Origin of the sequence: Clostridium sp. AF17-21AC (assembly GCF_003461365.1) — a bacterium.
Classification (GTDB): Bacteria; Bacillota; Clostridia; order Lachnospirales; family Lachnospiraceae; genus Coprococcus; species Coprococcus ammoniilyticus.
In genome coordinates, this window is sequence record NZ_QTWY01000004.1 from 75,795 (window position 1) to 87,753 (window position 11,959).

The 11,959-nt window shown below is 42.9% G+C and carries 12 protein-coding genes; 10 read left to right on the forward strand and 2 right to left on the reverse strand.

Features of this window, described 5'->3' with window-relative positions; all coding sequences use genetic code 11:
• The first annotated feature begins 27 nt into the window (after positions 1–27).
• The 7 genes from DWW85_RS07155 to DWW85_RS07185 all read left to right on the forward strand — a co-directional run bounded on the left by DWW85_RS07155 (position 28) and on the right by DWW85_RS07185 (position 6,952).
• Positions 28–711, forward strand: a complete 684-nt coding sequence (locus DWW85_RS07155) for an FCD domain-containing protein (RefSeq protein WP_008402061.1) — start codon at positions 28–30, stop codon at positions 709–711.
• 38 nt (positions 712–749) lie between these two features.
• Positions 750–1,322 (forward strand): cytidylate kinase-like family protein, encoded by a 573-nt coding sequence (locus DWW85_RS07160; protein ID WP_117785731.1) that lies wholly within the window; start codon positions 750–752, stop codon positions 1,320–1,322.
• Positions 1,323–1,967 (forward strand): methylated-DNA--[protein]-cysteine S-methyltransferase, encoded by a 645-nt coding sequence (locus tag DWW85_RS07165; RefSeq protein WP_117808182.1) that lies wholly within the window; start codon positions 1,323–1,325, stop codon positions 1,965–1,967. It begins immediately after the preceding gene.
• A 181-nt stretch (positions 1,968–2,148) separates the two neighbouring features.
• Positions 2,149–2,649, forward strand: a complete 501-nt coding sequence (locus tag DWW85_RS07170; protein WP_117808183.1) for a DNA-deoxyinosine glycosylase — start codon at positions 2,149–2,151, stop codon at positions 2,647–2,649.
• Between the two features lie 516 nt (positions 2,650–3,165).
• Positions 3,166–3,747: a TetR-like C-terminal domain-containing protein gene (locus DWW85_RS07175; protein WP_165853015.1), complete on the forward strand. Its 582-nt coding sequence runs from the start codon at positions 3,166–3,168 to the stop codon at positions 3,745–3,747.
• Between the two features lie 222 nt (positions 3,748–3,969).
• Positions 3,970–5,745 (forward strand): oleate hydratase, encoded by a 1,776-nt coding sequence (locus DWW85_RS07180; protein ID WP_117808185.1) that lies wholly within the window; start codon positions 3,970–3,972, stop codon positions 5,743–5,745.
• A 247-nt stretch (positions 5,746–5,992) separates the two neighbouring features.
• Complete coding sequence (locus DWW85_RS07185; protein WP_117808186.1) at positions 5,993–6,952, forward strand: hypothetical protein; 960 nt, start codon at positions 5,993–5,995, stop codon at positions 6,950–6,952.
• Between the two features lie 159 nt (positions 6,953–7,111).
• On the opposite strand, the gene DWW85_RS07190 is transcribed toward DWW85_RS07185, so the two are convergent.
• A complete protein-coding gene (locus tag DWW85_RS07190; protein ID WP_021943657.1) occupies positions 7,112–7,534 on the reverse strand; it encodes a flavodoxin in 423 nt (140 codons plus the stop codon).
• Between the two features lie 149 nt (positions 7,535–7,683).
• Positions 7,684–8,235 (reverse strand): DUF3793 family protein, encoded by a 552-nt coding sequence (locus DWW85_RS07195; RefSeq protein WP_117808187.1) that lies wholly within the window; start codon positions 8,233–8,235, stop codon positions 7,684–7,686.
• A gap of 439 nt (positions 8,236–8,674) precedes the next feature.
• Between DWW85_RS07195 and eno the strand changes: the two genes are divergently transcribed.
• The 3 genes from eno (at position 8,675) to DWW85_RS07210 (ending at position 11,809) form a co-directional block, all read left to right on the forward strand.
• Entirely contained in the window at positions 8,675–9,970 is a 1,296-nt protein-coding gene (gene eno, locus DWW85_RS07200; protein ID WP_117808345.1) for a phosphopyruvate hydratase, read from the forward strand.
• 205 nt (positions 9,971–10,175) lie between these two features.
• Positions 10,176–11,390 carry a PrsW family glutamic-type intramembrane protease gene (locus DWW85_RS07205; protein WP_181986532.1) on the forward strand — a complete coding sequence of 405 codons (1,215 nt, stop codon included), beginning with the start codon at positions 10,176–10,178 and terminating at the stop codon, positions 11,388–11,390.
• 110 nt (positions 11,391–11,500) lie between these two features.
• Positions 11,501–11,809 (forward strand): rhodanese-like domain-containing protein, encoded by a 309-nt coding sequence (locus DWW85_RS07210; RefSeq protein WP_021943660.1) that lies wholly within the window; start codon positions 11,501–11,503, stop codon positions 11,807–11,809.
• Positions 11,810–11,959: the final 150 nt, after the last annotated feature.

Below are 11,959 nucleotides of genomic sequence, written 5' to 3' on the forward strand. Positions count from 1 at the left end.
AATTTATTGATAGTCAGGGAGACGAGTATGGAAAAACAACATGTTACATCAGAATATGAAAAAGCAATTCAATATATTTACAGCCTGATGCAGGACGGAACCTTGCAGAACGGAAGCAAGCTTCCAACCGAACGTACGATAGCGGAGACGTTAGGAATCGGAAGAAATTCGACTAGGGAGGCACTCAGTATCCTGCATGGCATGGGAATGATCGAACGCGTACAGGGATCGGGAAATTATATATCAAAAAATGCCGGAGAGTCGATCCGTCAGATGCTTATGATGATGCTGGCACTTGGCAGTATCACGAAATCCGAGGTCTGTGAGTTCCGTTGTACAATGGAAAAGTCTGTATGCAGTATGCTGATCGAGAAAGGAATACCATTTGAGTGTCAGGTGCTTCTGGAGGATAATCTGGCAAGGATGGAGCAGGCGGATGGTTCCGAACTGGTTAGCGTGGATAAGGAATTTCATGAATTGCTGATCCGGGCAACAGAGAATGAACTATTTTCGATGATCATGGAGGCGGTTATGATCGTTTATCGGGAATGGATCGATCTGGTGCTGCGCCGTGTGAATACAAAAGAAAAGGCAAACTTGCTTAATTATCACAAGCAGATCTATAATAGTGTATTAGAACGTGATGAAGCAGCCATGAAAGCGGCGGTAGACGGGCATTATCATCTGATTAGTCAGATGCTTGCATTGTAGGTGAGTAGAGGTAATATATAAGAAGGAGGTAAGAGAGTATGATCGTAACACTTGGAAGACAATGTGGATGTGCCGGAGATGAAGTTGGAAAAAAATTATCGGAGCTGTTAGGGATTCCTTTTTATACGAAGCCAGAGCTGATCGCGCTTGCAAAAGAAAAGAAAATTTATGAAAAGTATCCAATGTATTTTGGTGAGCAGCCGGTAAATGCGATGATCAGTTCGGTTGCGGATGATTTCTGTCCGAAGAATCAGTATGATACACCGAAACGGGCATTGTCAGCAATGTTTGGCGGACAGAGTTTTATCATTATAGGACGTGCTTCGAATTATGCCTACCGGGATGATAAGGATGCTGTCCGGGTGTTTCTGTGCGGAGATAAGAAGCAGCGGGCGCATCATATCGCGGGAAAGCATAAGATCTCGGAGCGAAAGGCTATAGCGCTTGTTGAAAAGACAGATGAGAAACGGCGTGGTTATCACAGATATTATACCGGAGAAGAATGGGGCTATGCAGAGAATTATGATCTGTGTATAGACGCGGTACGACTGGGTGTTGATAAGACGGCGGAATTGATCGCAGACTATGTAAAGCATGTCGGAGGAAGATAAATGACAACGAGAGAAGAAGCGCTGGCATATGGACTGACTTTTCCTGATACATATCAGCAGGCGCCATTTCATGATCCGAACTGGCAACTGGTGCGTGTGAAAGGAAGCAAGAAGGTATTCCTGTGGACATATGAGAGAGACGGATATATTAATCTGAATGTAAAGGTCGATCCGGAATGGCGGGATTTCTGGCGGAGCGCATTTGACGCGGTGATACCGGGCTGGCATCAGAATAAGGAGCACTGGAATACGATCATTCTGGATGGAAGTATTCCGGATCAGGATGTGAAACGGATGATCGCAGAGAGTTATGATCTGGTGACAACCAGTCCGTCAAAGAGAATCTATGAGGCGGTGAAAAAGATTCCTGCCGGAAAGGTTGCAACTTATGGTCAGATCGCGGAGCTTGCCGGGGATAAGAAGATGGCGCGTGCAGTGGGAAACGCGCTTCATAAGAATCCGGATCCGGAGCACATTCCCTGTTTTCGTGTGGTAAATGCAAAGGGTGAATTATCCGGAGCATTTGCATTTGGCGGAAAGAATGTACAGGCAGATCGATTGACGGCAGATGGAGTTACAGTTGTCGATGGACGGGTGGATATGGAGAGATTTGGAATAAAGATCTTAGATGGAGAAATCATATAAAAATATAAAGTGAAAAATGATTTGTATGCAGGAAATGACCGTTCAAATACAAAGGTTATTTGAAACAGAAAACAAGTCATTTTTGCGGATGCATATTTTACGGAGTGGAAGTTAATTATTTTGTAATTCCGTTTGAATGTGTAAGATTTGCAGGCAATTCTTTATTTGAAAGGAAATAAAAATGTCAGAATATCAGTATGTAGAGCATGAATTTGCTCCGGTATATAATGAAGAATCACAGGTGCTGGTTCTTGGCAGTCTGCCATCGGTGAAATCCAGAGAGCAGGGCTTCTACTACGGACATCCGAGAAACCGTTTTTGGAAGGTAGTGGCAGCTGTACTTGGTGTACCGGAACCCTTGACGATAGAAGAGAAAAAACGGATGCTGCTTGCCGGTCATGTGGCGGTCTATGATGTGATCCGGGCTTGTGAGATCATCGGTTCCAGTGACAGCAGTATCCGAAATGTTGTTCCTGCAGATATTAAAAGCATTGTAGCACATACATCGATCCGGGCAGTTTTTACAAATGGAAAGACTGCGGGCAGATTATATAAAAAATATCAGGCGGAACATATTGATCTTCCGATGATCGAACTGCCGTCGACAAGCCCGGCAAATGCAGCGTTTTCGCTGGAACGACTGGAAGAAATATGGAAGCAGGAGTTAGGAAGATATTTGTAAAAGCATTTTACAATATAGGTTGACTGATATAAAAAAGAATAAAATTTTACATTGATTATACACACTTGACAACATCAACCGTATCGCAGAAAACTGTGTAAGTATTGCAGAAGAGGCTCTCGACAATACAGCATTTGTTGAGATCAGGGAGGATGCAAAGAAAGCAGAAATAGAAGCTTCCGATAATGTAGTCCTTGCATAAAAGCATGTTACATGGCGGTTTTATCTGTTTGTAACATCATATGAAACAGTTCCTTCTGTAGGGCTTTTTTCACACCCTGAATGATATAGATTGTTTTTTCGTTTGACCGGTCTCTGTATGTTACAGTTGACCGGCCGTTTTTTGTATGATATACCACATCCAGACCAGAATTTTGCGTGTAAAATATAAGATGATGGCATGAGGAATTTTCTCATGCCATTAGCTTATTTTTAATTTTACAAAATTCTGGTGGGTATGGTATAGTAAGGATAACTTTTTTTCTGATGAACAATAGACGCGGAGGTTACAAGGAAATGTCTCAGATAACGAAACGTGCGTTGGAAGCATCACTGAAGAAGCTTCTTACAAAGAAACCGCTTGACAAGATCACAATAACCGATATTACAGAAGATTGTGGTATTAACCGGATGACATTTTACTACCATTTTAAAGATATCTATGATCTGGTAGAGTGGGTGTGTGTGGAGGATGCAACGAGGATACTGGGTGAGAATAAAACCTATGATACCTGGCAGGAAGGCTTCCTTCGTATCTTTGAAGCGGTGAGCGAGAATAAGACATTTATGATGAATGCATATCATTCGATCAGCAGAGATCAGGTAGAAAAATATCTGTACAGTCTGACGTATGATCTGATGATCAAGGTCATCGAAGATAAGGCGAAGAATATGCAGGTGCGGGATGAAGATAAGAAGTTCATTGCTGATTTTTACAAATGCTCCTTTGTCGGTGTGTTGCTTGAATGGATTGAGAATGGCATGAAGCAGGATCCACATGTGATCGTGGATAAGATGGGACTGGTGATGCATGATAATATTACCAGAGCACTGGAAGCATTTCGGACGGATGCCTTTCACAAAAAAACAGAGAGCTGACAGATACATTGAAAAAACAATGTGTCTTATTTTTCAGACCGGTTATCCCATCAAAACAGGGGAAATGATAAAATTTTAGACAGAACAAGTACCGTGAATATATTTTTATCACGGTACTTTTTTTGTTTATTGAGGGCAAAAACGGGGAATCTTATAATAAAGACAGTTTTTGAGATAACCGGTCTGTTTGCGGGCAGGCTGTATAGATTGGAGGTAATTCGTATGTATTACACAAGTGGAAATTATGAAGCATTTGCCAGACCGAAGAAGCCGGCGGGTGTGGATCAGAAATCGGCATATATTATAGGTTCGGGACTTGGTGCATTGGCGGCAGCCTGTTTTCTGGTAAGAGATGGACAGATGAAAGGCTCGCATGTGCACATTCTGGAGAAAGACCCGATTCCGGGCGGTGCATGTGATGGTTATCAGTACAGCGATATCGGCTATGTTATGCGTGGCGGACGTGAGATGGATAACCATTTTGAGTGTATGTGGGATCTGTTCCGTTCGATTCCGTCCATCGAGACAGAGGGTGTCAGTGTACTGGATGAGTATTACTGGCTGAATAAGGCAGATCCAAACTATTCTTTGTGTCGGGCAACTGAGAATCGGGGGCAGGATGCACATACCGATAAGAAGTTCGGATTGTCCGATAAGGGTGCAATGGAGATCATGAAGCTGTTCTTTACCCCGGATGAAGAATTATATAATAAACGGATCGATGAGTATTTTGATGAAGAAGTGCTTAATTCTAATTTCTGGATGTACTGGCGGACGATGTTTGCATTTGAGAACTGGCATTCTGCACTTGAGATGAAGCTCTATATTAAGCGTTTTATCCATCATGTCGGAGGACTGCCGGATTTCACGGCACTTCGTTTTACCAAATATAACCAGTATGAGTCCATGATTCTTCCGATGGTAAAATATCTGGAATCATTCGGTGTGGTGTTCCATTATAATACCAAGGTTATAAATGTGGAATTCGAGATCGAAGCAGGAAGAAAGCTGGCAAAGAAGATTGATATTATCCGTGACGGTGAAGCAGATGCGATCGATCTGACCGAGAATGATCTGGTATTTATCACAAATGGCGGCTGCGTGGAGAATTCTTCATACGGAAGTCAGAACAAACCGGCTGAATTCAAGACCGAGATCCGTGAGGGTGGCGGATGGGATATGTGGAGGAAGATCGCAGCACAGGATCCATCCTTTGGACATCCGGACAAATTCTGCTACGATCCGGAGCAGTCAAACTGGATGAGCGCAACGGTGACGACATTAGATGAAAAGATTCTCCCGTATATTAAGAAGATCTGTAAGAGAGATCCGCTCTCAGGCAAGGTAGTTACAGGTGGTATTGTGACTGCGAGAGATTCCGAATGGCTGCTTTCCTGGACGATCAATCGTCAGCCGCAGTTCCGTAATCAGCCAAAGGGACAGGTGCTTGTATGGGTATATGGCTTATTCTCGAATAAACCGGGTGATTATGTAAAGAAGACCATGCGGGAATGCACCGGTAAGGAGATCTGCGAGGAATGGCTCTATCATATCGGGGTACCGGAGGAGGAAATACCGGAGCTTGCCGAACACAGCGCAAATACGGTGCCGGTTATGATGCCATATATCACGGCATTTTTCATGCCGCGTGAGAAGGGCGACCGTCCGGATGTCGTACCGGAGGGAGCGGTCAATTTTGCATTCCTTGGACAGTTTGCCGAGACAGCAAGAGATACGATATTTACAACCGAGTATTCGATCCGGACAGGTATGGAAGCAGTATATACTTTGTTGAATATCGATCGTGGTGTGCCGGAGGTCTGGGGCAGTGTCTATGATGTCCGCGACCTGTTAAATGCGACAGTGGCGATCCGGGATGGAAGAAAGATCACAGATATGAAGCTTGGTCTGAAAGAAAAGATCGCGATGAAAGAGCTTTTAAAGGCGGTAGAAGGAACCGATGTCGAGAAACTGCTGCGGGAGCATGGAGCGATATAAATACAAGATCTGTATATAAAGAAAGTCTTACGATATAATATAGTGAAAGAAAACAAAGCATCTGCTGATGTATGGACTTTATATAGTTTATGGATCAGCAGATGTTTTTTATATGGACAATGCAGACCATGACGGATAAACTGTCATGCATGACAAATTTATATATTTATTTTTTATATGCAGTGATATAATACAGGTATCTGCAAAATCTGCAGAAGGAAGGAATAAAAAATCAGGAGGAAAATGAATGAAAAGACATTTAAAAAAAGTAGTATTGGCAATGATCGCATTTGTACTGTGTGGAGTAATGAATGTGACAGGTTCCAATGTAAGTCTGGCAGCAACAGACGTTGAGACGGAGCAGACGGCGGAACTGGAAGCAGCATCAACCGTAAAGCATGTATCAGCGAGAAAACTGTATCATGCAGGTGACTATCTCTACATAGAAACCTCAAAGGGTGTACTTGCGTATAATATGAAAAAACAGACTGCAAAGTATGTTGTAGAGAGTGATGGTGTCAGTGGAGTTTTGGTACACAAAGGATATCTGTATTACAACCTTTATCAGGACAGCCAGATGAGTATCTATAAGATCAAGGCTGATGGAAGTTCAAAGCCAAAACAGATCTGTAAAAATGGAAGACTTGGTTTTATGAAAAACAACCGACTTTATTATGGTCATTCCGGTTTATGTTCTATGAAACTGGACGGAACTGATAAGAAGCGTCACATGAGGGTAAAAGATGATGCAAATGGAAAGGTATTCTATTATAAGGGCAAATATTTCTACAGTGTATTTCCGTATATGACAGAATCCTATTCCGTTGACACAAAATATAAGCATAAAAAGAAATACCCGGCAGGAAATCAAACGGTTTGCAATGCATTTGTCAGAGCTTTTGATGATATGCAGTTTAATGAGAGCCTGACTGTAAGAGGATATCAGTATGGTACTTTGATCAAAAATGGAAAAAGCTCAAATTCCATTTATAAATTTGGAGATTCTTATTATGGAAAGAGTACGGGCAGAACTTCCAAGAAAAGGATCTACCAGTCATCCAAGAAGAAGGTACATGTTCTGGCAGCATGTCCGGGATATATTATGTTTGCAGAAAGCAATCAAAAAGCAAGTTATGAAGATGGAACTGTAAAGATCATCAATGTAAAAGGCAAGGTTGTTGCAACATTAAAGAAGAGTCAGAAATAGAACATATAAAAACAGAAACTATAAATATAATAAATGCTCTGGCAGAGGTGTGGTTTGCCAGAGCATTTGTTGGATTGTACGATAATGTACAAGCGGAAGGACTGCCACATGGCAGATTCCTGTATTTTGGTTGTGTTTAGAGATGTGTATTATTATTTATTAAACAAGTGCTTCGCCAAGTGCAGTACAATCAGCAAGACCTGCTTCATCCGGTGTTTCATGGCAGATCAGTGGAGCTGCTGCAAATACAGCACCGTCAGCCTGGCACTGAGCTTCCCATGTATCCATCCATTCGCCGCTTCCCCAGCCATATGAACCGAAGATGGCGATCTTCTTACCGTTTAATGCCGGTTCACATTCAGCGAACATTGGCTCAAACTCGCTTTCTTCTAAGACTTCAGCACCCATAGCAGGGCAGCCAAATGCGATCGCATCATAGTTATCTACCATATCTGCAGTAAATTCTGCGGATGTTAAAAGATCACATTCTGCACCTTTTGCTTTGGCACCTTCTGCAACAGCCTGTGCCATTAATGCTGTATTACCTGTGCCACTCCAATATACAACTGCAACCTTACTCATAGTAGGTTCCTCCTTATAATTCATGTATTTTATATTTAGAGATCTCTGCATTGGAAATATATGCAGAAATCTCCTATATTCATTTTTGTTATGTGAACGTCGTTTGCATAAATAATTATTTTACTATGCGGATGCAATTTTCTAAATACTTATACAGCAACTGTCAGCTGCCAGATCGTTCGTCCCTGATGCCAGAGATCTGCATAGATCTCCCGGCATTTTTTAAATTTTGCAAATGTTTTCTGAGCCTCACCCAGATCACCATATACCTTCCAGTCTCCCATGCCCTTACAGTTGCTTCCGTGGTTCTTGATAAATCCAAGAACATCCTGTAACGGATAACCGAGAAATACACCGATCTCATGAGGAAATTCCGTTGATGCCTGAAGCCTTATACGTAGCTCGGCGAGTAGCTGGTCGACCGTGCCGGACGGATATCCGATGTTCAAAAGAAAGACATTGATCTCCGGTCTTGACAGTTCACGGATCATGGCTTCCGGTCTGTAGACATAGATCAGAGCAGTGTCAGTATTTTCCCGCAGGATCGTTATGCGGATTCCTTTTTTCTGAAATTGTGCATCCCAGACAGCCACACTTTCGTATAATTCTTCTTCGGAAGAAAAACGATAAAGAAACAGGCTGGCAGGTTTTAAGGACGCCAATGTAGGCGAACAATGTGTGATCAAATATTCTTCAAACATAATCACAAACTCCTTTTTGCATCGATTCCGACAAATATTCTGCAATATTCAAAAAACCTAAAGCTATATGCAGTGCTGGTACGCTCGCATCAAAGCAACGTTGCATATCAAATTTTAGTATGCACCGTAACTCTGTAAATCATTCAATCTACTGGTTAGACACATCTAACTCATGGGTGCATTATACGGTCTGATCCTGTAAAAATCAAGCGAAAAATGTGATAGAAATTCTCAATAAATTCGACCGTTTTTTGTTGACGGAAAAGGCTTCTGCATGGTATTTTTATAAATAGTTAGCAGAAACTAACCAAAAATCTTGTGAATAAATCGTGTGACTCCATTCTATATGCATCCCTGACTGCTGAAAACAGGGTATGCACCCGGATGCAATGACGGATCCGGGACAGAAGCTGTCACCAGAAAGAAGGATCAAAGCATGATGAATTATTTAGAAATCGAAAAAGTAATCGGAAGAGAAATTATCGACTCCAGAGGAAATCCTACAGTAGAAGCAGAAGTTATTCTTGCAGATGGTACAGTTGGACGTGGCGCAGCTCCAAGTGGTGCATCAACAGGTGAGTTTGAAGCATTGGAGCTTCGTGATGGCGACAAGAACCGTTTTGGCGGCAAGGGCGTCCAAAAGGCAGTAGAGAATATCAATACAACGATCAATGATATGTTAGTTGGAATGGATGCATCAGATACATATGCTGTTGACCAGGCAATGATCAAGGCAGACGGAACAAAGGACAAGTCAAATCTTGGTGCAAATGCAATCCTTGCTGTATCAATTGCAGCAGCAAGAGCAGCAGCTATTTCACTGGATGTACCTTTATATCGTTTCTTAGGCGGTGTAAGCGGCAACAGACTTCCGGTTCCTATGATGAATATTATCAATGGTGGATGCCATGCATTATCATCCGGTCTGGATGTTCAGGAATTTATGATCATGCCGGTTGGTGCTCCTTCATTCAAAGAGTGTCTCAGATGGTGTGCAGAAGTATTCCATGCACTTCAGGCCATCTTAAAAGAAAGAGGACTTGCTACGTCTGTTGGTGATGAAGGTGGATTTGCACCTGCACTTGCATCCGACGAAGAAGCAATCGAGACAATTCTTGAGGCAGTAAAGAAAGCCGGATATGAGCCGGGCAAGGACTTCAAGATTGCGATGGATGCAGCTTCATCCGAGTGGAAGACAGGCACGGTTGGCGAGTACAAGCTGCCAAAGGCTGGTACAGTATATACATCAGAAGAGTTGATCGCTCACTGGAAGAGACTGGTTGAGAAGTACCCGATCATCTCCATCGAAGATGGTCTGGACGAAGAAGACTGGGAAGGCTGGAAGAAGCTTACAGCAGAGCTTGGCGATAAGGTACAGTTAGTTGGTGACGACCTTTTCGTTACAAATACAGAGAGACTTGCAAAGGGTATCGAGCTTGGCTGTGGTAACAGTATCCTGATCAAGTTAAACCAGATCGGTTCTGTATCAGAGACATTGGAAGCAATCAAGATGGCTCACAAGGCCGGATACACAGCTATCTCATCGCACAGATCCGGTGAGACGGCAGATACAACGATTGCAGATCTTGCAGTTGCTTTAAATACCTGCCAGATCAAGACCGGCGCACCATCCAGATCCGAGCGTGTAGCTAAGTACAACCAGCTCTTAAGAATTGAAGAAGAGCTTGGTGCTTCAGCCGTATATCCGGGTATGAAAGCCTTCAATGTAAAATAATTATTGTCATATATTTTCCTCAAAAAAATATGAATAAATGCTATGGGAGACGTAAGCTTTGCGTCTCCCATATTTTATATGTAAAATAAGACCTGTAAGTAGAGTTTTTCATTGCTGGGTGGTATAATTTTAAACAAGTCATATTATGTTGAAAAGATTCGATGGTTGTGATTACAGTCATCGGATCAGGATTATGGGAGGTCATATGAGTCGAATACTGATCATAATAGCAGTCTTGCCGGCATTGGTCCTGCTTGGCTTTATATATATGAGAGACCGGAAAGAGAAGCCGCCGGTCAAATTAATGGTATTGCTTCTGGCACTTGGTGCAGGTACGATCATTCCGGCAGCGATTGCAGAATTTATCGGGCAGTTAATCGTTGCACAGACAGATACGGATCATCAGACGATGCTGCTGGTGCTCTGCTTTCTGGTGATCGGAATTGTGGAGGAGCTTGGAAAATATCTGGTAACGGTCTGCACTACATGGAAAAGCAGAGAATTTCAGCACAGCTATGATGGAGTTATTTATATGGTCTGTGCATCGCTTGGCTTTGCTATATTGGAAAATATCTTATATGTTGCTTCCGGCGGAATCGGAACGGGCATACTCAGGGCATTTACCGCTATTCCACTTCATTGTACGGTAGGTGTTATCATGGGTGCACTTTATGCGAAGGGCAGAGAAGCGGCATATGCAGGTGACCGTGCGGGTATGATCGGATTTATGGCATGGGCATATATCGTGCCGGTATTTATTCATGGCTTATATGACTATCTTGTGATGGCGGCATCGTATGGATATATTTCGGAGGCATGGGTATTCCTGATCCTTGGAGTGATGTATGTACTTTCAATTTTTCTGATCTTTTACTGTTCAGCGCATGACCGCAGAATTGACGGCAGACCGGAGACTGCAGATTATGGGATGTACCGGATGGATTTTCGCAGACCGGGCAGAGGATATTATTATCCAGATCAACCGGATTACCGGGCGGGTTATCCGGGCTATCCGGGTGGTGATGCATATGGTCAGGCCGGAGGATATATGCAGAATACAAATTACAACCCATACAATGGTGGTTATACACAGGGGATGAATGCCAATGCAGGTCAATCAGCCTACGGCACAAATTCCGGGTATGAGGTAAAGGATGATTATAATCGAGGCAGCGCATATCCGACTAATATGGAGTACATGCAAAATACTGGTTATAACCCTCAAAACGGTTATATTGTGAATAGAGCATATATGCAAAATGGCGGCTACATGGGAAATGTAACATATCCGCAAACTGGAGTGAATCCATATCGGCAGCAGGAGAATCCCGGATCACAGAATTATCCACAGAGTTATACGTCGAATGGCACTGGTACGGATTATGGCATGACAGGGTACAACGGACAAGGACAGAAATAAGACCGGAATTGTGGCAGAAACGCTGAATATGCCGCACGTTTTGATGGAAGAGACATATGATGAATATATAGGAATCCATATAGCAGGAACATTTGCCAGGGGGTGAAATGATGAGATTTCACAACATACCGGTCCGCGATATCATGCAGGAAGCAGTCCGATATGGCGGGGTGATCGTGGACGTTCGTACAGAAGAAGAATTTCTGAGAGGACACATACCAATGGCAGTCAATGTACCATTGTCGGATATACAGTATGGTAATTATAATCTTCCTAAAAATAAAGTGCTGCTCACATATTGTCAGTATGGAGGCGGCAGTGCACTGGCAGCGAGACTGCTGTCGCAGGCAGGATATAAGGTGATCAATACCGTTGGGGGAATCGTACAGTATAAAGGAGCATTGACGAAAAACCGCTGACAGAGGGTGTAACTAGCCATTATGAAAGAGAAGAAAATGTGGTTTGAAAATGAGAATAACAGAATAGATCGATCCCGGACATGACAGAACCTGTTAAGGAAGTGCATGACCGGGATTTTTTTGTTTAATTTACTTGTGGTGGCAGGGGGA

What these genes read in the sequence shown, in the direction of transcription:
- DWW85_RS07155 (WP_008402061.1), top strand. Translation starts at nt 28, where the DNA reads ATGGAAAAACAACATGTTACATCAGAATATGAAAAAGCAATTCAATAT.
- DWW85_RS07160 (WP_117785731.1), top strand. Translation starts at nt 750, where the DNA reads ATGATCGTAACACTTGGAAGACAATGTGGATGTGCCGGAGATGAAGTT.
- DWW85_RS07165 (WP_117808182.1), top strand. Translation starts at nt 1,323, where the DNA reads ATGACAACGAGAGAAGAAGCGCTGGCATATGGACTGACTTTTCCTGAT.
- DWW85_RS07170 (WP_117808183.1), top strand. Translation starts at nt 2,149, where the DNA reads ATGTCAGAATATCAGTATGTAGAGCATGAATTTGCTCCGGTATATAAT.
- DWW85_RS07175 (WP_165853015.1), top strand. Translation starts at nt 3,166, where the DNA reads ATGTCTCAGATAACGAAACGTGCGTTGGAAGCATCACTGAAGAAGCTT.
- DWW85_RS07180 (WP_117808185.1), top strand. Translation starts at nt 3,970, where the DNA reads ATGTATTACACAAGTGGAAATTATGAAGCATTTGCCAGACCGAAGAAG.
- DWW85_RS07185 (WP_117808186.1), top strand. Translation starts at nt 5,993, where the DNA reads ATGAAAAGACATTTAAAAAAAGTAGTATTGGCAATGATCGCATTTGTA.
- DWW85_RS07190 (WP_021943657.1), bottom strand. Translation starts at nt 7,534, where the DNA reads ATGAGTAAGGTTGCAGTTGTATATTGGAGTGGCACAGGTAATACAGCA.
- DWW85_RS07195 (WP_117808187.1), bottom strand. Translation starts at nt 8,235, where the DNA reads ATGTTTGAAGAATATTTGATCACACATTGTTCGCCTACATTGGCGTCC.
- eno (WP_117808345.1), top strand. Translation starts at nt 8,675, where the DNA reads ATGAATTATTTAGAAATCGAAAAAGTAATCGGAAGAGAAATTATCGAC.
- DWW85_RS07205 (WP_181986532.1), top strand. Translation starts at nt 10,176, where the DNA reads ATGAGTCGAATACTGATCATAATAGCAGTCTTGCCGGCATTGGTCCTG.
- DWW85_RS07210 (WP_021943660.1), top strand. Translation starts at nt 11,501, where the DNA reads ATGAGATTTCACAACATACCGGTCCGCGATATCATGCAGGAAGCAGTC.